Here is a 21,251-nt window from a genome sequence, read left to right as displayed (position 1 = left end):
GGCCGGTGTGACGCGCCGGGCCGGGTTCCGTACGGCCGGTACGGCGTGGCGGCGCCCCCCAGGGAGCGGAGCCGAATGCGACGGGGGCGACGGCGCGCGATGGGGGAGAACAGGCTGCTCCAGGGCCGGTACCGGCTGCTCGATCTGATCGGGCGGGGCGGGATGGGCGAGGTGTGGCGGGCCCGTGACGAGTCACTGGCCCGGCAGGTCGCGGTGAAGTGCCTCAAGCCGCCCGGCCCGCAACACGATCCGTCCGGCACCCGTGTCCTGCGGGAGCGGTTCCGCCGCGAGGCCAGAGTGGCGGCCGGGCTCACCCACCGCGGGGTCACCGTCGTCCACGACTTCGGCGAGTCCGGTGAAGTGCCGTACCTCGTGATGGAGTTGCTGGAGGGGCGCGACCTGAGCCGCCTCATGGAGGACAACAACGGGCATCCCCTGCCCGTGGACGACGTGGTCGACATCGCCGCCCAGGTCGCCGCCGCCCTCGCCTACACCCACCGGCAGGGCGTGATCCACCGCGACCTGAAGCCCGGGAACATCGTGCGGCTCACGGACGGCACGGTGAAGATCTGCGACTTCGGCATCGCCCGCCTCGGCCACGATCTCGGCCGTACCGCCCGGCTGACCGGCACCGGCATCGCCATGGGCACCCCGCACTACATGTCTCCGGAACAGATCGGCGCTGCCGAGGTCGACCGGCGCAGCGACCTGTACTCGCTGGGCTGCGTGCTGTACGAAATCGCCACCGGAGCACCCCCGTTCGACCTGGAGGACGCCTGGGCCGTCCTCCTCGCCCACCGCGACACCCCGCCCAGGCCGCCCCGCGACCGGCGCCCCGGACTGCCCGCCCGGATCGAACGGATCATCCTCGACCTGCTGGCGAAGCGACCCGAGGAACGACCTCACGACGCGGACGAGTTGGTGCGCCGCCTGGCCGGCGGCCGTACGGCGTCGGAGTCGGGGCATGGATCGGGGCCGGGGCCGGGGTATGTGCCGACGGTCGTGACGGCACCGGTCCCGGTCGGCGCCCCGGGGACGCGCGAGGCCCGACTGCCCTCATGGAGCCGGAGCATGACCACCGGGCACAAGGCGGTGGGCACCGGGCTGTGCGCCACGCCGCCCGACGCCGGGGCCGCCCTGACCGGTTCCTGGACCGCGCCAACGGTGTCGCCCGCGTCGCCCGGCTCGCCCGTGCCATCCGCGTCGCTCGTGCCATCCGCTTCGCCCGCGTCGCCCACGCGGCCCGGAGCCGCCGGAGCCGCCGGGGCGGGGGTGGCGGAGCTGGCGGCGGTGGCGGTGCGGTCCCAGCCGTCGTCGGCGGAGGCCGCCGTCCTCACCGCACGGCACCGCGAGGGCCTGGCCCTGGCGCGGCACGGCCGCTGGGCCGAGGCGGGCGAGGTCCACCAGGCCGTCGCCGCCGCACGGGCGGCACTCCTCGGCCCCGATCACCCCGACACCCTGGCCAGCCGTCGGGAGGCCGCCCTCAGCCTCAGTCGTACCGGCCGGTCCGCGGACGCGCTGCGCGCCTACACGGAGATCGCCGCGGCCGGGGCGCGCGTCCTGGGACCCGACGATCCCGACACGCTCGCGGCCCGCCAGGAGACGGCCTACGTCCTCGGCCGGCTGGGCCGGCACGCCGAGGCCCACCAGGTGTACACCTCGGTGCTCGCCGCCCGGCTGCGCGTCATGGGCCCCGACCATCCCGACACCCTGCGCTGCCGCCACAACCTCGCCGTCAGCCTCAGCAGGCTCGGCCGCCCCGGGGAATCCCGCCGCATCGCCCTCGAAGTGGCAGCCGCCCGGGCCAGGGTGCTCGGCCCGGAGCATGCCGACACCCTCGTCACCCGCTACGAAGTCGCCTACGCACTCGGCCAGTCGGGCCGCTGGGAGGAGGCGCTGCACACCTACCGCGAGGTCGCCGAGGCACGCGCCCGGACCCTGGGCGCCGACCACCCCGACACCCTCGCCGCCCGCCACGAGACCGGCATCTGCCTGGGCCGCCTCGGCCGCGGCGAGGACGCCCTGCGCGTCTACCGCGACCTGGTCGTCGACCGCACCCGTGTACAGGGTCCGCAGCACCCCGAGACCCTGCGCGCCCGGCACGGAACGGGCGTCAACCTCGGCCGACTCGGCCGGTGGGAGGAGGCCCTGGCCGAGGCCCGCGATGTCCGCGCGCTACGCGAACGCGCTCTCGGCACCGGCCACCCCGACACCCTGGTCAGCCGCCGAGAGATCGCCGTCGCCCTGAGCTGGCTCGGCCGCTGGGCCGATGCGCTCACCGAGCACCGACGGGTCGCCGCCGCCCGCGAGAGGATTCTCGGCCCCGGCCACCCCGACACCCTCGCCAGCCGCCACGACGAGGCACACTGCCTGGAACAGCTCGGCCACGGCGCCGAGGCGGCCGAGCTGTACCGAAGGGTCGCGGTGCTGCGGCGGCGTCCGGATTCCGGCGGCTGCTGAGCGGCACCGGCCCGGCCGCCGCCCCGTACGCGAACCAGGGCCCCCGGCACGCGAACCAGGGCGCCCCGTACGTCTACCACGGCGCCCGGTTCGGAACCGTACGACGCCCGGCACACCGACCACGACGCCCGGCACGTCAACCCTCACAACCAGGGCAGCCACGTCACCCGCCGCCCCCTGCCCCCCCGCCGCACCCGCACCCCGGCTACATCGCGCCCGGCGGATCAGCGGGCCCCTGGCCGGGGTCGACGGACGCCGGGTCGATCGGGGGAGCCACGCCGGGGCCGAGGACGCGCTGGAACAGGCCGGCGAGATGAAGCAGAACGGACGGCTGCGTGGCCTCCTTCGTCACCTCGAAGACGACCTTGCCGCGGCGCGACTTCCGCTCGACCTTCAGGCTCACCTTCGTCTGCAGGAACGCCACCAGCGCCAGCAGGACCACCACACCGGCGGACACCTCGACGACGGCCAGCTGTTCGTCGACGGGCGGGTCGGCGAGCAGGGGCTCCGTCACGGGACGCGTCCCCGGATCCTCGGCCAGCACCTCCAGCAGCCGCCGGCCCGCGCCGAGCGCGAGGTCGTCGTCGTCCAGCAGCCGCGCGGGCTGCGCGGGAACGCCGCCGTGCGCGAGCAGCATCCGTACGATCTCCAGCGCCTCCTCGTCGTTCTCCGACACCAGCCCGTGGGGCAGGGACAGGTCCTCGGTGATCTCCTGAAGCGCCAGGACGACGGAGCGCTCGGTCAGGGATGCCGGTGTGGTCACAGGACTCCTTCGACGGTGTGCGGGCGGTGTTGATCCGGTCAGCGCCAGTCCCCGGTCACGGTGAAGGCGCTCCAGTGGAAGATGTGGCCGAGCCAGGGCCGCGCGGTGTCCTCCGCCATGTCCCGCTGGGCTCCCCACAGAGCCCGCCACGTGGCTTCCCCCCTGCCCAGACGCCGGTAGAACGCGGCGAGCAGCTCGCGCGAGCTCTCCTGATGCACGTCCCAGCGGGGCGCGATGACACAGCGGCTCCCCGACCGCAGGAACGCCCAGGTCAGACCCGCGAGATCGGCGCCGGGGTGGTCCGCCTCGCCCCAGCCCGCCGAGCAGGCGCGCAGCACGAGGCGGTGCGGCGCAGCGTCCGCGGACGCGACGTCCCGGACGCGCAGCAGATGACGGGCGCGGGCGGGCAGGTTGTGGGGTTCCCAGCTCTTGCTGGGGCGGGTCGCGCCGTCGGAGAACAGCAGGGCCGCGTCCAGCGGATCGTCCGTGTCGGCGAATCCGTGTGCCGTGACATGGGCGAGATCGGCGCGGGCGAGCGCGTCACGCACGGCGTCCGGGGTGGCGGCGAGCCCGGCCAGCGGTGGCACCGACTGCCACGGTCCCTCGGCCAGCAGAACGCCGTCGTGTTCGAACAGCGCGGTGTCGTCCTCACGTCCGGCACAGCCCACCGAGACCGCGCGGCGGGCCGCGGCGGCCGGGTGCGCGAGAAGGTGGCGCAGACTGCTCACGCCCGGCACGTTCACCACCGCGTTCGACTCCCCGAGCCGTCCGCCCGACGGCAGCGGCAGCGCGGCGAACGGGACGCCGGAGAGCGGTCCGTGTGCCGCGACGGCCACCAGCCGCCGGTCGCCGACGAGATCGGCGAAGGGCTCCAGCAGCGGCGTCAGTTCGGCGAGGAAGGACGTGTCGCGCTTGCCGGGACGGCGCGCGGGCAGCGGGCGCAGCAGCACACCCGAGGCGTCCGGGCCACCGTTGAAGACGATGCGCAGCCGCCGGGACAAGGCCTCGATCCGGGACCGGCCCAGCGGGATCCGGTGCATCCTGGGCGACGCGTCGTCGGACGTCAGGACGAAGCAGTACGTGTCGTCCTTGCCGCAGAAGTACGAGACCAGGACCATGCCTTCGGCCGGCGCGTGCCGTCGGATCAGCTCGCGGGCCTCGGCCAGCCGCATGGGCGCACCCCGCCGCAGACGTACGTACTCCGGAGCGTGGCTCTCCAGCGCCGAGTGGACGGCCGCCAGCCGAGTGGTGATCCGGTCCGCGGACGCGTCGGCCGTGAGGCCCAGTTCACCCAGAGCCGACCTCGTGGCGTCGTGCCGCAGTGTCCTGAGCAGCCGGTCCTCCTCGGCGAGCAGGCTTCCGGGCGCCGACCGGGGCGGTGGGGGTACCGCCGAGGCGGCATGGGACAGATCGGTCAGCAGATCCCGCGCCTTCACCTCCTCGTGCAGGTCGAAGCACCACTCGGGGACGGAGCGGGCGTCGGGCAGGGACAGTTCGTCGCCGTGGTCGGCGAGCAGACCCATCAGAGCTTCGTACGTGGGCAGGGCGCGGCCGCAGACCTCGGCCCGCTGGGCGGGCCACGGTGTGCCGGCGACCTGGCGCCGGCTCTCGTCCCGGCACGAGAGCGCGTACGCCAGGCATTCGGCGCGCAGTTCGGGCCGGCCGCGGAACGTGTCCACGAAGTTCATCCGCCGGGCTTCGCCGTCGGCGATGCCGAGCCGGTCCGTGCCGTCGTCGTGGCCGCCGCGCTCGTCGGCCCGCGCGATCAGCTCCCGGCCGAGGGCCGCCGCCTCGGCCCAGCGGTCGAGGCGGGTGAGACACGAGATGACCGCCAAGCCCGTCGCGTCGTCGGAGTCGGAGTTCCCGAGCGCCTCGGCGTCCTGCCGGAGCCGGGTGAGGCGGCGCAGGGCCTCCTCTGCCATGCCGGGTGTTCCGTCCTCCTCGGCCTGGCGCTTGAGGGCCATCGCGAGGGTCGCGATGCCCTGGCTCTCGCGGTGGAAGGCGGACGCCGTGCGATAGCTGCGCTCGTAGAAGGCCATGGCCTCGTGGCGGTCGCCGCGCGCCTCGGCGACGTCCCCCAGCCCCGACAGGCACCCGACCTCGTTCGCGCTCCGTGTGGCCGTGCCCTCGTGCATCTCGGCCAGGGCCAGTCGGTACTGCTCCTCCGCCTCCTTCAGATACCCCATCTGGCGCAGCTGCTGCGCGAGGGCGCAGCGGAGCGCGTGCGGCCTGAGCAGCCGGTCGCGCAGCGTCGCCGCGAGGTTCTCCTCGAAGACCCGCAGCGCCTCCCGGCTCCGTCCCCGCACCTGCAGTGAATTGGCCAGCAGAGAGCGGGCCTGCACGGCTTCCGGAACCAGCCCCAGCGCCTCGGCGTCGTCAGCGGCCTGCCGGAAGTCCGCCGAGGCGGCCGTCAGTGCCCCGCCGAACAGGTGGTTCTTGCCGCGCGCGATCAGCACGTTGACCCGGAACCCGTTCGCCCTGCCGCCCGTGACCTGGTCAGCGGATTCCAGGACCCGGTCGAAGCGCGGCCGCGCGGCCCGGTGATGGCCCAGTGCCTGCAGCTCGTTGGCCAGGACCCGGTCGAGCTCGATCCACCGTTGCGGGTCGTCGTCCAGGTGGCGCAGCCGCCGTTCGCACTCCAGCAGCACGTCGATCCCCGAGCGGAGGTCCCCCAGACTGCGGTGGGCCTGGGCCAGCATTCCGTACGCCCAGTAGGCGACCTCCGCCTGCTGGGCGGTCAGGGGAACCGGCGTGGGCCCGCCGGGGAGGCGGAGTGCCTCGACGGCACGGGTGGCGTGGAACAGGGCGTGCCGTCGGTCGAGTGTCGTGCGCGTCCCGGCCTGCCCGCGGGTCTCGTGCCAGGACGCCCGCGCCATCAGTCCGAACGCCCACCACGTCCGCGCCTGGACGGCTGCCATCGGCGCGTCCGGGGTCGCCATGGCCAGGGCGGCGAGCACGGCCGCCCGCTGGTCGGTCCCGACGCCCTCGTAGGCGCCCAGCAGTTTCTGGGCCGCGGGCACCGGGTCTTCGGGCAGGACGGCCCGCTCGCGGCGGAAGAGGAGGAACGCGTCCAGCAGGCCGCCCAGTTTGACGGCCCGGTCCAGCACGGCGGCGAAGCCGGGCAGGCCCTGGTCGTGCGGGGCCGTCCGCCAGACGCGCCGGGCGCAGTCGGCCAGGAAGGCCAGCCATTCCGCCTCGGCGGGACGACCCGCCTCGGCCGCCGCCGCGGTCCGCCGCTCCAGCAGCGCCAGGGCGGCGGCCCGGTCGTCCTCGCGAACCGACTTCAGGTGGATCTGGAGTGTCTCGAAGTCGGGCGGCCCCGTCAGCAGGAAGTCGACCCAGGACTTCAGGTTCTCCGGCGTGTTCATCCTGCCGCCTTCCGGGACCGAGCGGCGGGGACCACGGTCAGCCCGTGGGCGGCCAGTTCGGTCAGGTCGTCGTCGGACAGGGGAGCGCGGGTGAGGCGCAGCGCCGCCTCGGCGCGAGTCCGCTGTCCCCTTGCGAGGAAGGCCAGCGCCGCCGTCACCGCGCAGCGCGGCTGGTCCCCGTGAGCGCGCGCCACCAGCAGCATGCGCTCGCGGACCTCTGCGCCCCCCTCGGCGTCGCCGTGCTTCTCCGACAGGGCGAACAGCACACGCGAGGCCTGCTGCGCCTCCATGCCGCGCATCATCCGGTCGACCTCGTCGTAGGACGCGCCCACCCGCAGCACCGCCGAGTTGGGGCGCAGGCGGTGCAGCCTGCGCCGTGCCCGTTCCCGCTCCTCCGGGGTCCGGGCGCCCACCCGCAGATGGAGATTCACGAGCATCTCCACGGCGACGTCCCGGATTTCCTCGTCCTCGTCCAGTGCGATCAGGAGTTCGGCGGCGGCGTCGAAACGGGACAGGGAATGGTCGATCTCTCCGAGCGCCAGCAGGGACTTGGCCTGCTGCAGCCGGTGCGTGGAGGTCGCCTCGCCGTGGTCGGCCAGCTCCTCGAACCAGGCGACTCGCCGACGGTGGAACGAGTGGTTGCGGCGTTGGCTGTTCACCGCCTCGGTCAGTCCCTCACCGCGGTGGACCAGCTCGGCCAGCTCCTCGGCCTCGGTGATGCCCGAGGTGACCTCCACCAGCGTCCGCAGCGCGTGGTCCCAGAACCCGCAGCGCACCGCGGCGGTGGCCAGATCGACGTGCAGGGCGCGCAGCACGGGGTCGTCGTCGAAACGGAGGTGCTCGTCCAGCGGCCCGCCGCCTCGCGGCCGCGCCTCGTCCACCAGCTGGGCCAGCAGGGTCCAGGCGGCGAAGGGCAAGTCCGCGCACAGCAGGGCCACCCCGCAGGCGTGGCGCTGTTCGACGCCGGGTCCGGACTGCTGCTGCGTCGCCGCTATCGCGCGCCCCGCGTCCTGGGGGCTTTCCGCCAGCCACCGCGCGACGGCGGTGCTGTCGGGGAACAGTCGCGGTGAGAACGGGACACGCCAAGCCGCCGACGGATCCTGCATGCGTACCTCCTGACGCATGACCGGTGAAGGGCTTCCATGAGTACAACGGTCTTGCGGGTACCGCTGGTTCCACGTGATCGGATCAGTCTGGGATCGACCGTTTCGTGTTGGACCGTGACCACCTCTGGCGGTTGAAGATCATCACGTGTTACGAAGAGCCATGCCTGCACATGAGGGAACCCGGACGTACGACGCCGTCATCGTCGGCGGCGGCCACAACGGCCTCGTCGCCGCCGCCTATCTGGCCCGCGCCGGCCGCTCCGCACTGCTGCTGGAACGCCTGGACCACACCGGCGGCGCCGCCGTCTCCACCCGCCCGTTCGCCGGCGTCGACGCCCGGCTGTCGCGCTACTCCTACCTGGTCAGCCTGCTGCCCCAGAAGATCGTGCGCGACCTCGGGCTGGACTTCCAGGTCCGCGGGCGCACCATCTCGTCGTACACCCCGGTGGAGCGCGCCGGACAGGCCACGGGACTGCTCGTCGGCGGCGGGGAGGCACGCACCCGGGAGGCCTTCGCCCGGCTGACCGGCGGCGAGCGCGAGTACGCGTCCTGGGAGCGCTTCTACGGCATGACCGGGCAGGTCGCCCAGCGCGTCTTCCCGACCCTCACCGAGCCGCTGCCCACCCGCGAGGAACTGCGCCGCCGCGTCGGCGACGAGACCGCCTGGCGGGCGCTGTTCGAGGAGCCTATCGGCGTCACCATCGAGGAGAACTTCAGCGACGACCTGGTCCGGGGCGTGGTTCTCACCGACGCGCTGATCGGTACTTTCGCGGACGCCCACGACGCCTCCCTCGCCCAGAACCGCTGCTTCCTCTACCACGTCATCGGCGGCGGCACCGGCGCCTGGGACGTTCCCGTGGGCGGCATGGGCGCGCTCACCGACGCCCTGGCCGCGGCCGCGCGCGAGGCCGGAGCGGTGATCGAGACCGGGCGCGAGGCGGTCCGCATCGACACCGACGGACACACCGCCGAGGTCACCTACCGTACGGCCGACGGCGAGGGCGTCGCCGCCGCCCGGCACGTCCTGGTGAACGCCTCGCCACGCGAACTGGCCGCCCTGACCGGGGACCCGGCACCCGAGCCCGCCGAGGGCGCCCAGCTCAAGGTCAACATGCTGCTCACACGCCTGCCCAGGCTCCGCGACAGCTCGGTCGACCCCCGCGAGGCCTTCGCCGGCACCTTCCACATCGCCGAGGGATACGGGCAGCTGGCCGCCGCCCACGCCCAGGCCGCTGCCGGTGAACTCCCCGCCGCGCCGCCCTCGGAGATCTACTGCCACTCGCTGACGGACCCCACCATCCTCGGCCCCGAACTGGCCGGGAGCGGCTACCAGACCCTCACCCTCTTCGGCCTGCACACCCCCGCCCGCCTCTTCGCCCAGGACAACGACGCGGTCCGCGAGGAACTGCTGAAGGCCACCCTCGCGCAGCTCGACGCCCACCTCGCCGAACCCCTCGCCGACTGCCTGGCCACCGACGCCGACGGCCGCCCCTGCATCGAGGCCAAGACCCCGCTGGACCTCGAACGCGACCTGGGCCTGCCCGGCGGCAACATCTTCCACCGCGGCCTGTCCTGGCCCTACACACAGGAGGACACCGGCCGTTGGGGCGTGGAGACCCGGCACGCCAACGTGCTCCTGTGCGGCGCGGGCGCGGTGCGCGGCGGCGGCGTGAGCGGGGTGCCGGGGCACAACGCGGCGATGGCGGTGCTGGAGCGGTAGCGCGCGGCCGCGCGCATCGCCGCCCCCGCGATCCCGGTGGTGCGCGGGGGCGCAGGGTGGTGCGCGGTGGTGCGCGCACCGGCGCCGCGGCTCTGGAGAACGGCGGCGGCGCCCCCGCGACGGACACCGGACGGCGTTGCCCCCCACCCGGCGACGGACGCCGGACGGCAGCGCCCCGCCGACTGGTGGGCGAGGGCGCCCCGCCGGCCGGTCCGCCGGTGGGCGTCAGTCGGCGGAAGCCGTCCACCCCACGGGCTGGATCCGCGCCCCGTCCGCCGGCCGTACCTCGTCGAAGACGACCCGGCCACCCGCCTCGATCCGCTGGGTGTCGACGTACGTCCCGCGGCCGACGTACAACTGGTCGGTCGTGCAGCGCCAGCGCACGATGAGCTGCCGGGTGGCCGGCAGCCCGGCGGACAGCCGGTGCCAGACGCGGCCGGACCAGCCGCTCACCGTGCCCGCCGGGTGCTCCTGCGGCTCGGTGCCGTGCCGGGTGGTGGTGAACGGCAGCGGCTGCCAGCCCGCGCCACCGTCCGTGCTGGCCTCCAGGGCAAGGACGTCGGCGGCGGGTTCGGTGTCCCACCACAGGGCGCACGACAGCCGCGCGTCACCGGCCGAGGTGTCCACGGCGGGCAGCGTGAGGGTCGCCGTCGTGGCGCCGGCCGTGCCGGAGAACCAGGCGGTACGGCCCCGCGCCGGGCGGACCGCGACCGCACGGGCCAGGTTCGTGCCCGCGGCCACCCGGGGCGCCGACCCGGACCGCCAATTGCGCACCGGGTGAACCGAGTTGCCGAGCACGACCAGGAAGGAGTCGGTCGTCGGATCGAGCACCAGACAGGTGCCTGTGAAACCGGTGTGGCCCGCGGTGTGCGGAGTGGCCATCGCACCCATGTACCAGTGCTGGTAGAGCTCGAAGCCGAGACCGTGGTCGTGGCCGGGGAAGGCGGTGTTGAAGTTGGTGAACATCAGGTCCACCGACTCCGGCTTCAGGATGCGCGCACGGCCGTAGGCGCCGCGGTTGAGCAGCGTGCGGCCGAGCACCGCGAGGTCCCAGGCGCAGGAGAACACCCCCGCGTGGCCCGCGACTCCGCCCAGACTGTAGGCGTTCTCGTCGTGCACGTCGCCCCAGACCAGACCCCGGTCGAGGCCGGACCAGGGCTTGCGGGCGTCCTCGGTGGCGGCGATCTTCGGCTTCCAGGACGCGGGCGGGTTGTAGCGGGTGCGGTGGAGGCCGAGCGGACCGGTGACCTCCTCCCGCAGCAGCGTGTCGAGGGAACGGCCGGTGATCTTCTCCAGGACGAGCTGCAGGGAGATGAGGTTGAGATCCGAGTAGAGGTAGACCGTTCCGGGCGGGTTGAGCGGCGCCTCGTTCCAGATGAGGTCGAGCTTGCCCTCGCGCGTCGGCGCGCCGTACAGCGGGATCCAGGCACGGAACCCCGAGGTGTGGGTGAGGAGTTGGCGGATCGTGATCCCCTGCTTGCCCGCCCGGCCGAAGTCGGGCAGGTACGAGGCGACCGTCGCCTCCAGCTCCAGGGCGCCCCGCTCCATCTGCTGCACCGCGAGCAGCGAGGTGAACAGCTTGGAGACCGAGGCCAGGTCGAAGACCGTGTCCTCGGCCATCGGGATCTGCTGCTCCGGCGGGAACTCCACGCCGGTGTCGGTCTTCTCGTCGTACGCCGCGTAGCGCACCGCCATGCCGATCGGCCGGTGCAGGGCCACCGTCCCGCCGCGCCCGGCGAGCAGTACGGCGCCCGCGTACCAGGGATGCCGGGGGGAGGGGCCGAGGAAGGTCTCGGCGTCGGCCACGAGTTGGCGCAGGTGCGGAGCGAGCAGCCCGGCCTGCTCGGGGGTGCCGTGACGCAGCGTGGGGTGACCGGCCCCGGCCGATCCGGAACCCGATCCGGAGGCGGGTCCCGAAGCCGATCCGGAAGCCGGCCCGGACGCCGGTCCGGGAGCCGGGGACGCCTGACCGGCGGCTTCGGCCGGGCCGGCGGGCAGCGGCGCCAGGACAAGGGCTCCGGCCAAGGCCATGGTGCCGCGCCCCCATTGACGGCGGGTGGGGCCCTGGCGGCCCGGTCCGGTCTCGTCGTCCACTGCGTGTTCACCCATCAGGAACCTCCTGTCGTGGCGCCTGTGAAACCATCGTTTCGGCTGTGAATCCTGTCAACAGTGCTACCCGGCCAATAAATCTGACGGAGCGTCGGTGCGGGACTTCCGCCGTTCGGCGCACCGCACGTCCCCGGATGCCGGCATCCGTTCCGGCCGCCGGGTTCTTGACCTGCGGCTCCGTCACCCCGAGGATCGGCTGTCATGACGCAGGGACATGGCAGCACGGTAGACGGGGTGCTGCGGCGCAGTGCCCGACGCACTCCGGCGCGCATCGCGCTGCACTACGGCGAACGCACCTGGACCTACGAGGAACTGGACGACGCCGTCTCCCGCGCGGCGGCCCTGCTGCTCGCGGAAGGGCTCGCACCGGGCGACCGCGTCGGCGCCTACGGCCACAACTCCGACGCCTACTTGATCGCCTTCCTCGCCTGCGCTCGCGCGGGCCTGGTCCATGTGCCGGTCAACCAGAACCTGACCGGCGAGGACCTGGCGTACATCGTCGGCCAGTCCGGAAGCGCGCTGGTGCTCGCCGACCCCGGCCTCGCCGACCGGCTGCCGGACGGCGTACGGACGCTGCCCCTGCGGGACGCCGGGGACTCTCTTCTCGGCCGCCTGCCGGACACACCGCCGTACGACGGGCCCGAACCGCGCACCGAGGACCTGGTGCAGCTGCTGTACACCTCCGGGACCACCGCGCTGCCCAAGGGCGCGATGATGACCCACCGGGCGCTGGTGCACGAGTACTTGAGCGCCATCACCGCCCTCGACCTGAGCGCCGGCGACCGGCCGGTGCACGCGCTGCCGCTGTACCACTCGGCGCAGATGCACGTGTTCCTGCTGCCGTACCTCGCCGTCGGCGCGACCAACGTCATTCTCGACGCGCCCGACGGGGACCGCCTCTTCGACCTGATCGAGGCGGGGCGCGTGGACAGCCTGTTCGCACCGCCCACCGTCTGGATCGGTCTGGCAGGCCGGCCCGACTTCGCCGACCGCGACCTGAGCGGCCTGCGCAAGGCCTACTACGGCGCCTCGATCATGCCGGTGCCCGTGCTGGAGCGGCTGCGTGAACGGCTGCCCCGGCTCGCCTTCTACAACTGCTTCGGGCAGAGCGAGATCGGGCCCCTCGCCACCGTGCTGGCCCCCGACGAGCACAAGGGACGGCTGGAATCCTGCGGTCGCACCGTGCTGTTCGTGGACGCCCGCGTGGTGGACGACAAGGGGGAGGACGTGCCGCCCGGCACACCCGGCGAGATCGTCTACCGCTCGCCCCAACTGTGCGAGGGCTACTGGGACAAGCCCGAGGAGTCCGCCGAGGCCTTCCGCGACGGCTGGTTCCACTCCGGCGACCTCGCGGTGCGTGACGCCGACGGCTACCTCACGATCGTCGACCGCGTGAAGGACGTCATCAACTCCGGTGGCGTGCTGGTCGCTTCGCGCCAGGTCGAGGACGCCCTGTACAGCCACGACTCCGTCGTCGAGGCCGCCGTGATCGGCCTCCCCGACGAGCGCTGGATCGAGGCCGTCACGGCCGTCGTCGTGCCGCGAGGCGAGGTGACGGAGGACCAGCTCATCCTCCACGTAAGGGAGAAGCTCACCTCGTTCAAGGCGCCCAAGCGGGTCCTGTTCGTCACCGAGCTGCCGCGCAACGCCAGCGGGAAGATCCTCAAGCGGGAACTGCGGGAGCGGTTCGGCGGCTGAGGCCGGTTCGCGGACCGGGTACGGGCAGGGCGCTGGCGCGGCGAGGGAAAGCCGGCTGCTGTTCCGTCAGGCGTCCTCCGATGCTGCCGCCTTCTCCACTTGCACTTAGTTCAGGAATTGTCTTGCACTAAGTGCAAGGCTCTGCCTAACCTGTTCTTGCACTTAGTTCAAGCACTCCGGGCGTCGGCCGGGCGCAACACCGTGAAGGGGAATGACCATGAACGCGTTCATCGCCGCCATGCAGCTGTCCGTCGCCGGCGCCTTCGTCAGCATCCCGGTGGTCCGGTCCCGGTTCGGCGCCACCGCCACGGCCGCCGCGCACGCCGAGCTGCGCCGCCAGGGCGTGCGGACCACCGTGCTGGAGGAGAACGGGATGCGGTTCGACGCCGGCGGGCACGAGACCTGGGCACCGGTCTCCATCGCCGCGGTTCTGGCCGGCACCGCCGCGCTCAACCTCGCGGGCATCTCCTGGGCCGGCGTGCTCAACTGGATCGTCCTCGGCGTGGTCCTGGCCATCAACTGCGTGATCCTGTGGAGCAACCTGACGGCCACGACGTCCGTCCAGGCCGCCTTCGCCCGCAAGGGAGACGCCGAGCTGGCCCGCGTCGACGTCGCGGCGCTCCTCAAGGCCGCCGAGTCCGGCTTCCCCCGCTGGGTCTGGGTCCTGCAGAACGCCCGCCACGTCATCGTCTTCGGCACCGCCGGCCTCGCCCTGACCGCGGCCGCCCTGGCCGCCTGACGCTGCGAGGTCCGCAGCCCCCGAAGCCCCGGCCCGCCGCACACCCCGGACCCTCGTGGAGTCCGGGGTGCGTCGCGTGGAGACGACGGTCAACTCTGGTCGCGGCTCTCCGGAACTCGTCATGCCGACGAGCGGAAGTCGGCAAGCCGACGGGCGAAGTCGCTTTTGAGGCATCCCGGTTGCCTCCGGCGCCCCTGTAGCGGCCTTCAGCGCCGGGCCAGCGCCAGCAAGCTCAGGCCGAACATCAGCACACCCAGGGGGAGATGGACGGACGGGACGTGCGCGATACCGAGCACGACCTGGATCGAGGCGAGTACGAGGAAACCCGACGCCTGCCAGACGGGCCGGAGCGAGCCGCCGCCCGGCTTCCACGCCAGCACCGCCGCGAGCACGTACAGCATCGACGCCCCGTACATCACCCGCGCTCCCACACTGTGCAGCGTCTCTCCGTAGTGCGCGGTGAGCAGCAGTCCGGCGGAGATCGCCTGAAGGAAGATGGTCAGGGTCTGCAGAGCGATCGCGATCCGCAGGAACGAGGAGCCGCGTTGTGCGTTCGCCTTCGCTGTCGTCGCCGTCACCTGAGTGGCCATGTCACAGTCCCCCTAGCTGCCGTCGGGCAGTAGATCGATAAGGTCTCACCAGCCCGACGACGCGGGCCCGTGAAAGGTAAGGCGAGGGGGCGGCCGGAAGTATGGGGACTGTCGGGGCCGGCACGGACGAGATAGCCGGCGAGCAGGGTCAACTGATCAATGTCGCCTACCGGTTGCTCGGTTCGGTGACCGAGGCCGAGGACGCCGTACAGGACGCCTACGCACGCTGGTACGCGCTGCCACGGAGCCGGCGGGACGAGATCCTTTCCCCCGGCGCCTGGTTGACGACGGTGACCAGCCGCATCTGCCTGGACGTGCTCGGCTCGGCGCGCGCCCGCCGTGAACGCTATGTCGGCGCCTGGCTTCCCGAGCCGGTGCCCGACCGCACCGAGTGGCCCCACGCGGGCGGCGCCGAACGCACCGGCCCCACCGGCCCCGCGGACCCCGCCGACCAGATCGTCCTGGACGAGTCGGTGACCATGGCCTTCCTCGTCGTCCTGGAGTCGATGACGCCCGCCGAGCGGGTGGCGTTCGTCCTGCACGACGTCTTCCGGTACCCGTTCGCCGAGATCGCCGACGTCCTGGGCCGGACCCCTGCGGCCTGCAAGCAGTTGGCGTCCTCCGCCCGGCGGCGGGTGAGCGCCGCGCGCGCTCCGGTGACGGCGGCCGGCCGGGCCGACGTGGTGCGGCACGTCAAAGAGGCATGGGAGACCAAGGACATCGCCACCCTCGTCGGCCTCCTGGACCCGGCCGCGGTGATGACCGCCGACGGCGGCGGCCTGGTCGGCGCCGTCCTGCGCCCGGTCGAGGGCGGCGCGCGCATCGCCCAGTACATGGTCGCCATCGCCGACAAGGCTCCGGGACTCGAACTCCTGGAACGGTCGGTCAACGGCGCGCCGGGCCTGGTGGCCCAGCGAGCCGACGTCGTCATGACCGTGGCCGCGTTCGACGTCTCCGACGGGCAGGTCGCCCGGATCTGGGCGATCCGCAACCCGGAGAAGCTGCGCCCGTGGGCGCGGGAGGGTTAGGGGGTGTCGTTTGGGTCAGCTCGGGTCCGCGACGCCCGGCACGGCACCTCGCCGCGTTGTCGGATCAGCCGAGTACGTCCAGTACGCGGCGGATCCTCCGCCTTGCGAGGCACCGCACCGGACGCCGCGGCCTGATCCCCACCTGATCCAAACGACACCCCCTAGCTTGATCTTTAACCTGTGCGGCGTGGTCGTGGGGTGGTTAACTTCTTCGTTTGCCGTTTCGCTGGCTGTGTTTTGCGGGGTGTGTGCACGTCGTGGCGGGGTGTGGGCCGGGTGTTCTTTCGGCCCGGTGGTCGTCCGGGACCGGGTCGGGAGGATTTCGGTGCTTGGGCTGGGCAGGCGGCTTGTGGGCGGATGTGCCGGAAGTCGCGGCGGACGCGGGCGGGTGTGAGTCGGTCTGGAGAACTGGGTTTCTCCCAGGGACGACGCAGGTCGGCTGCGAGCGGGCGAGCGAGACGGAGTTGCGCGTAGGCGGCGAGGATCAACCAGGTCCATCGGTCCGCCGCCTCGGGGGTGCGGATCTTCGGACAGGTCCAGCCGAGAGTCTGCTTGAACAGGCGGAACGTGTGCTCGATATCGAATCGCCGCAGGTAGGTCTGCCAGAGACGGTCGGTGTCCGCCGGGGTGGCGTCGGTGCCTGACCACCAGAGCCAGACCGGCTTGGGAGTTGCGCCGCTGGGCAGTTGGTCGATGTCCAGGCGGATCACGCTGCCCTCGACGATGGGGAGCGTGCCGTCGGCTGCGGCCCAGGAGGAACGGTGAGTCAGCTTGGGGTGCAGTCGGTCCCAGGAGCGGGCGGTGGCCTGGCCGTAGAGGCGTGTGTCGGTGACGGTTTTGGTGTCCGGGGTGCCCCAGGTGTCGGGCTGGCCGAAGACGAACTCGCTGCCGTGTCGGGGCGGGCGGCCCAGGATGTGAGGCTGGCGCTGCGGGACGGCCCGGCGCAGAACCCGGTCCGAGCGCATCCGGGCCAGCACCTGGACCGGCAGGTCTCTCAGCAGGAAGGCCAGGCGGGGCGCGTCGTATCCGGCGTCCGCGACGATGAGGATGTCCGGCGAGCCCGCGTGCCACTGCCCGGCTGTGATCAGTCGCTGGACCAGGTCACGCAGTTGTCGGGCGGTGACGGTGGCGGTGTCGTCGCCGGGTGCCAGTCGCAACGCGTCCAGGGGTGCAGTCCATGAGCTGCGGCCGGGCTCGAGCGCGCAGATGATCGAGTACGGCCAGCCGGGGATCGGGATGTGCTGGTCCTTGCCCCGGCCATAGGTGTGACACAGGATCCGCTGCGGTGAGGTGTGGGCATCGGGCCGCAGCCAGCAGGTGACATCGACAGCCAGGACGAGCCGGCCGTCGGCAGCACGCGGCAGCGGCACCGCGGCCAGCGCCTGCCGCAGCCGGTCGGCATCGATGCCTCCCCGGGAAACTGCTGCATAGAGCCCTCCGTGTCCGCGGCGGTGTTCGCCCACCAGTGACAGCTCGGCCAGCGACCTCACCGGTCCGTCACCGCACAGAACAGCGTCGGCCAGCTCGAACAGCGCATCCGAACGAGCGGTCAGGCAGGAGTAGAACTCGCCCCGGAAGCATGACAGTTGCGTCAGCGGTTCTTGTCGGGCACCACGATGCAGCAGACTCATCTTCACGGCCTTCGTGCTGGACGTGTGTGTTCCTTGGTCGGAGCACATGTTCAGACGAAGGCCGCTTTGACGTACGGCGATTACCGGACCGAGTGATCAAGTTCGACGCGCCATTCGACGCGGCACGTTAAAGATCAAGCTAGGGTCTGCCGCGAAAGCAGATCTTGATCGTAGGTGATCACGTCCGTGGGGCGTGGTGATCTGACGGACGAGCAGTGGGTCCGGCTGGAGACGTTGTTGCCTCAGGGCACCACGCCGGGCCGTCCGCCGGTGTGAACGCGACGGCTGCTGATGGACGGCATACGGTGGCGGACGCGAAGCGGTGCTCCTTGGCGTGATGTGCCGAGTGATGACGGCGGACGCGAAGGGTCTGATCACCCGAGACGTGAATGTCGCAATGAGTGGCTGTGACCCGGCGTACCCATCACCCGCTCGCTGATCGCCTACGACCATGATCACACCGACTGCGGGTCTGGTTCACCGAATCGGCATGCCTCCGTGCGGGCTGTTGATCACCAAGGGCAGCGATCCTTCCACCAGGTAGGGGTGCTCGGGGAAGTAGTCGATGTGGAGGTGGCCGCCATCCTCGGCGGTGGCCATGGCATGCAGATTCTCGGCCAGGACAGCCCTGGCGACTGGATCGCCGCTGATCACAAGGGTCTGCCGCTGGGCGTCGAGGCCGATGCGGACACCGGAGCCGGGTGCCTTCCTGACTTCGATTCCCGCCAGGGTGTTGCCGTCAAGCGCAGACGCGGACGCGGATTCGATGAATCCATCACCCTCGGCTACCGCGCTTGCCAAGTAGATCAGTTCTGCCGCCGTCGCGGTGAGATCCACTTCGCCGTAAACGGGGTCGGACACAAGTCTCACGGGCATCGCTCCTTCAAGGCTGCGCTTCATGATGCCTGCGCAGATCGCCCATCACCCACCCACGTACATCGGGGTAAGTCGTCCAGAGTGCTCGGCTGCCCATCGGCACGCCCTCTCGCGGTACAGGCGGCGGATGGAGTGGCCCTTGCAGTCGTTTCTCAACGAGTGGCTGTGACCTGCACGTTCACAACAGGCGCTAGGGTCCTGTCCGATGAGTCGCGTGACTTGCGTTGTGATGGATTGTTTCGGTCGGCTTGGACTCCACCTTCTGTCGGGCTATTCAGCACTCGGCCGGAGCTCGTTCGGACCCGCCGAGAGTTCCTGGCAGACGCGGCAGGCCCCTATCGCCGGCGCCGCGGCAGTAAGGGTGGCCGTCCGACCGCTTCAGCAGGGACGTCTACGGGCGTCGTGACGAAGCAGAACGCACGATCAACCGGCTCAAGAACTGCCGTGAGGTCGGGACCCGTTACGGCAAACGGGCCCATGTCTTCCACGGTACGGGCGCTGCCGACTCGATCCGGCTGTGGCTCTGTTCCCGAGGTGGGGCCGGTCGCGTCCGATGCACCGTCGCTCACATGACGGGGCGGTTGGAAGACGTGTACTCGTCCGCGATATTGAAGACGCTGGCACAGCGTGGGCACTCGGCCCTGCCGAAGAGGTGGGCGATCCCGTCGGCAAGCACGACTTCCCCGTCACGGACGGCGGTCTCGTGCATCCATCGACCGATGCCGGAGAGGCCACCGGGGGACGCCGGCCTCAGGTCGCGTCGGTCCACGTCGCCCAGGTTCCAGTCCCGGATCGCTGAATAGCGTCCGTAGCCGCCAATGGCGATCGTCACCTCCACAGTGCAATGAGGCCAGGTGACCTGGTAGAAGTCGTCCGAGAAGTCCCCCATGACCGCACTCCAGTGGTACTGCTCCTCGACCGCGAGCAAGACGATGAAGGCCGCTAGGTAGTCGGCCGGCCGCGACCGCAGATGCCGAATCAGCAACTCACGGAACTCCCCGATCGCTTCGGCACAATCGGCCAGTAGATCGTCACAGCTGTGGTTCCCTGCCGCGCACCGCAAGATCGCCCCGGCCAGTCCACGCGCCCGCTCGCTCCGGTACGCGAGACGCACCAGACGCGGCAGTGCGGCGAAACTGGCGGAGAACACCAAGTCATGCTCGAGGATCAGCCGGTAACCCAGCTCGTCCCAGGCCCGCGCGTCGTCCTCGCGCTCGACCCGCTCCAGGAGCTCGGGGACGCGATCGACGTCGCCATGGCAGTCGTACATCTGTGCCCAGTTCACCACCTGCGCATTCAACCGCCCTGAGGACGCCGGGAACGAACCTGCGCATCCGTGGACGCCGCCACACGACTCATCGGACAGGACCTTGTGCCGCATCACGCAACGTTCGCCCGGCGATGGGGCGCACGGCAGAGAGTCCGCCCCCCACGGCATCGCTTCGTAGGCGAGCTCAGGCCGGTGAGCCTTCGCTCCGCTCGCTGTCGAACTCGACAGCGGAGGTGAGGCCTTCGGCGAAGGAGCGGAAGTCCGGGGCGAGGGCCAGTTCCGAGTTGTCGTCCGCGTCGAACCAGGCAACGGATGGCTCTCCGTGCCGGCCGCAGGTCCGGTAATCCAGCCCGATCCAGTAATGGCCACCACCTGAGATCAGTACGACGTCCGTGGGCAGGCCCCATTCTTCGACCAGGTACGGGCTGTCGAGCATGGACAGTGCCTGCTCGCGGTGGCCGATGCCCATCACGAAGTCGAAGGGGACATGGTCAGGAGCCCATGAGGTCGGCCGACTTGTGGGGAAGGCGTCCCGACTGGATGCGACCAGACCACCGTTCTGTTCGCGGAGGAGGTCGAGCAGGGAGCCGGGGAGTGCGACGTTCAACAGCCGCTCGGCCTCCAGGACCGCCTCGTCGGTCAGGGACGGCTGCACTCCGCGGTCGCTCTCGATGTCCCAGAACGAGTGCTGAAGATCCCCAACGTTCGTCATGAGCTTCATCGTAGGAGCTGGTCCCTCTCGGGTCGGGGCAAGGGTGCCGTCCACGATGAGCACGGTGTCTTTCGCGAAGCATCGCCTCGCCTGGGCTTCAGCGCGAGAGCGGACCGATCTGACCGATGATGCGGTCGGCTGCCGCCTTCGAGATACCGAACAGCGGGGCGGGTTGGCCCAGCGTCAAGTTCGTGCGCCAGTAGGCCGGAACGGGCAGGGAGCGGCCCTCCAAGGAGAGTCCCCACGGCCGGCCCCGTCGCACCACCGCAGCGTCCTGACGTCGGAGCACGGTCAGCAGCCTCCCGGACTGGCGCCGGCTCAACTCGGTGAATGGGTATATCCAGGACGGTTCGGAGGCTGTGATCACACCAGCCGTAGCCAGACCTTCTCACCCGCGATCAGCGGTCACAGGGCAGCCCTTAGGGTGAGCGGATGATCGGACGAGATGTAGGGGAGAGTCGGGTGGCGCTGCCTGCTCACGCGATTGAGGTCGGGTCCGAATCGCTGGATCGACCGACGCGGAACTCCGTTGGCGGCTGGCCCTTCCTCGACAACGCACAGGAATGGCCCTCGTGTTTCTGCGGGGAGCAGATGGCCCTGTTCTTCCAGCTCGACGTGCCTCTGGACCTGGGGCCTTTTGGTGGAGACCATCTACTGGTCTTCCACTGCCGCGCGCACAACGACGCGTCCGAACCCGAGTTCGCTGATGACCGGCTCGTGCCCGAGTACTGGGACGCTCCACAGCGGCCTTACCCGCGTCCGTTCTGGCGTGTCCTGCTCCAGCAACACGCGGTGCTTCCAACTGCGGAGCCCGAACCGTCGGTTTGCGCACTGCCGCTGACGCTTCAGCCCTTCGTGGACACCCCCAACCCGCGTGGGCTCGGAACCCAGACGTTCAAGGTGGGCGGCACACCCTCCTGGGCGCAGGATCCCGAGTACTACAAGTGCGCGTGCGGCGCCGATCTGGAGTACCTCTGCCAGGTTCCGGAAGGCATGGAATTTGCGGTCCATCCTGGCCTACCGGAGCAGCCCTACAGCGTCGGGGCCGACACCTACGGGCTGTTTCTCGGCAACGAGGTCTACCTGCTGGCGTGTCCGGCCCACTGTGATCCGGCGGCGGTCTGGCCAGTGAACCAGAACTGAGTCCTCGGCATCACCGGTCCGCACAATCCCGTCCGCGC

At 71.4% G+C, this 21,251-nt stretch carries 14 protein-coding genes and 2 pseudogenes; 7 read left to right on the top strand and 9 right to left on the bottom strand.

Features of this window, described 5'->3' with window-relative positions:
* Positions 1 to 99 precede the first annotated feature (99 nt).
* A complete protein-coding gene (locus OIB37_RS03320; RefSeq protein WP_330461765.1) occupies positions 100 to 2,460 on the top strand; it encodes a serine/threonine-protein kinase in 2,361 nt (786 codons plus the stop codon).
* A 205-nt stretch (positions 2,461 to 2,665) separates the two neighbouring features.
* On the opposite strand, the gene OIB37_RS03315 is transcribed toward OIB37_RS03320, so the two are convergent.
* From OIB37_RS03315 to OIB37_RS03305, 3 genes are read right to left on the bottom strand one after another with little or no spacing between them, the layout of a single operon-like run.
* The gene (locus OIB37_RS03315; protein ID WP_330455977.1) at positions 2,666 to 3,223 is read right to left on the bottom strand and encodes a hypothetical protein; all 558 of its coding nucleotides are present in this window, start codon (positions 3,221 to 3,223) and stop codon (positions 2,666 to 2,668) included.
* 38 nt (positions 3,224 to 3,261) lie between these two features.
* Positions 3,262 to 6,591: a CHAT domain-containing protein gene (locus tag OIB37_RS03310; protein ID WP_330455976.1), complete on the bottom strand. Its 3,330-nt coding sequence runs from the start codon at positions 6,589 to 6,591 to the stop codon at positions 3,262 to 3,264.
* Positions 6,588 to 7,697, bottom strand: a complete 1,110-nt coding sequence (locus tag OIB37_RS03305) for a hypothetical protein (RefSeq protein WP_330455975.1) — start codon at positions 7,695 to 7,697, stop codon at positions 6,588 to 6,590. The genes OIB37_RS03310 and OIB37_RS03305 overlap by 4 nt, the downstream gene beginning before the upstream one ends.
* A 160-nt stretch (positions 7,698 to 7,857) precedes the next feature.
* Here OIB37_RS03305 and OIB37_RS03300 point away from each other — a divergent pair, with 160 nt between their 5' ends.
* Positions 7,858 to 9,417: a phytoene desaturase family protein gene (locus tag OIB37_RS03300; protein ID WP_330455974.1), complete on the top strand. Its 1,560-nt coding sequence runs from the start codon at positions 7,858 to 7,860 to the stop codon at positions 9,415 to 9,417.
* A 225-nt stretch (positions 9,418 to 9,642) separates the two neighbouring features.
* Here OIB37_RS03300 and OIB37_RS03295 read toward each other — a convergent pair whose 3' ends face one another.
* On the bottom strand, positions 9,643 to 11,526 hold the full coding sequence (locus OIB37_RS03295) for a serine hydrolase (protein ID WP_330455973.1): 1,884 nt from the start codon (positions 11,524 to 11,526) through the stop codon (positions 9,643 to 9,645).
* 201 nt (positions 11,527 to 11,727) lie between these two features.
* Between OIB37_RS03295 and OIB37_RS03290 the strand changes: the two genes are divergently transcribed.
* Together OIB37_RS03290 and OIB37_RS03285 are read left to right on the top strand one after the other, a co-directional pair.
* On the top strand, positions 11,728 to 13,224 hold the full coding sequence (locus OIB37_RS03290; protein ID WP_330455972.1) for an acyl-CoA synthetase: 1,497 nt from the start codon (positions 11,728 to 11,730) through the stop codon (positions 13,222 to 13,224).
* Positions 13,225 to 13,441: 217 nt separating this feature from the next.
* Positions 13,442 to 13,963 carry a hypothetical protein gene (locus OIB37_RS03285; RefSeq protein ID WP_330455971.1) on the top strand — a complete coding sequence of 174 codons (522 nt, stop codon included), beginning with the start codon at positions 13,442 to 13,444 and terminating at the stop codon, positions 13,961 to 13,963.
* A gap of 206 nt (positions 13,964 to 14,169) precedes the next feature.
* Here the strand turns inward: OIB37_RS03285 and OIB37_RS03280 are convergent, their stop codons facing one another.
* The gene (locus tag OIB37_RS03280) at positions 14,170 to 14,553 is read right to left on the bottom strand and encodes a hypothetical protein (protein WP_330455970.1); all 384 of its coding nucleotides are present in this window, start codon (positions 14,551 to 14,553) and stop codon (positions 14,170 to 14,172) included.
* Between the two features lie 101 nt (positions 14,554 to 14,654).
* Here OIB37_RS03280 and sigJ point away from each other — a divergent pair, with 101 nt between their 5' ends.
* The gene (sigJ, locus tag OIB37_RS03275; protein ID WP_330455969.1) at positions 14,655 to 15,581 is read left to right on the top strand and encodes an RNA polymerase sigma factor SigJ; all 927 of its coding nucleotides are present in this window, start codon (positions 14,655 to 14,657) and stop codon (positions 15,579 to 15,581) included.
* Between the two features lie 173 nt (positions 15,582 to 15,754).
* On the opposite strand, the gene OIB37_RS03270 is transcribed toward sigJ, so the two are convergent.
* Together OIB37_RS03270 and OIB37_RS03265 are read right to left on the bottom strand one after the other, a co-directional pair.
* Positions 15,755 to 17,212 carry an NF041680 family putative transposase gene (locus OIB37_RS03270; protein WP_330455968.1) on the bottom strand — a complete coding sequence of 486 codons (1,458 nt, stop codon included), beginning with the start codon at positions 17,210 to 17,212 and terminating at the stop codon, positions 15,755 to 15,757.
* Positions 17,213 to 17,689: 477 nt separating this feature from the next.
* Positions 17,690 to 18,082 carry an Imm32 family immunity protein gene (locus tag OIB37_RS03265; RefSeq protein WP_330455967.1) on the bottom strand — a complete coding sequence of 131 codons (393 nt, stop codon included), beginning with the start codon at positions 18,080 to 18,082 and terminating at the stop codon, positions 17,690 to 17,692.
* A 345-nt stretch (positions 18,083 to 18,427) separates the two neighbouring features.
* Between OIB37_RS03265 and OIB37_RS03260 the strand changes: the two are divergent.
* Positions 18,428 to 18,612, top strand: a pseudogene (locus OIB37_RS03260) (IS5/IS1182 family transposase); the annotation flags it as partial.
* Between the two features lie 41 nt (positions 18,613 to 18,653).
* Here the strand turns inward: OIB37_RS03260 and OIB37_RS03255 are convergent.
* Together OIB37_RS03255 and OIB37_RS36245 are read right to left on the bottom strand one after the other, a co-directional pair.
* Positions 18,654 to 19,469, bottom strand: coding sequence for a hypothetical protein (locus OIB37_RS03255; RefSeq protein WP_330462094.1), 816 nt, complete (start codon positions 19,467 to 19,469; stop codon positions 18,654 to 18,656).
* A gap of 73 nt (positions 19,470 to 19,542) precedes the next feature.
* Positions 19,543 to 20,452, bottom strand: a pseudogene (locus OIB37_RS36245) (SMI1/KNR4 family protein).
* An 80-nt stretch (positions 20,453 to 20,532) separates the two neighbouring features.
* On the opposite strand from OIB37_RS36245, the gene OIB37_RS03240 reads away from it, so the two are divergent.
* Positions 20,533 to 21,213: a hypothetical protein gene (locus tag OIB37_RS03240; RefSeq protein WP_330455965.1), complete on the top strand. Its 681-nt coding sequence runs from the start codon at positions 20,533 to 20,535 to the stop codon at positions 21,211 to 21,213.
* Positions 21,214 to 21,251 lie beyond the last annotated feature (38 nt).

Origin of the sequence: Streptomyces sp. NBC_00820, assembly GCF_036347055.1 — a bacterium.
Lineage (GTDB): Bacteria > Actinomycetota > Actinomycetes > Streptomycetales > Streptomycetaceae > Streptomyces.
Note: the sequence above shows the minus strand (reverse complement) of the source record. Positions and strands in the feature narration are given on the sequence as shown.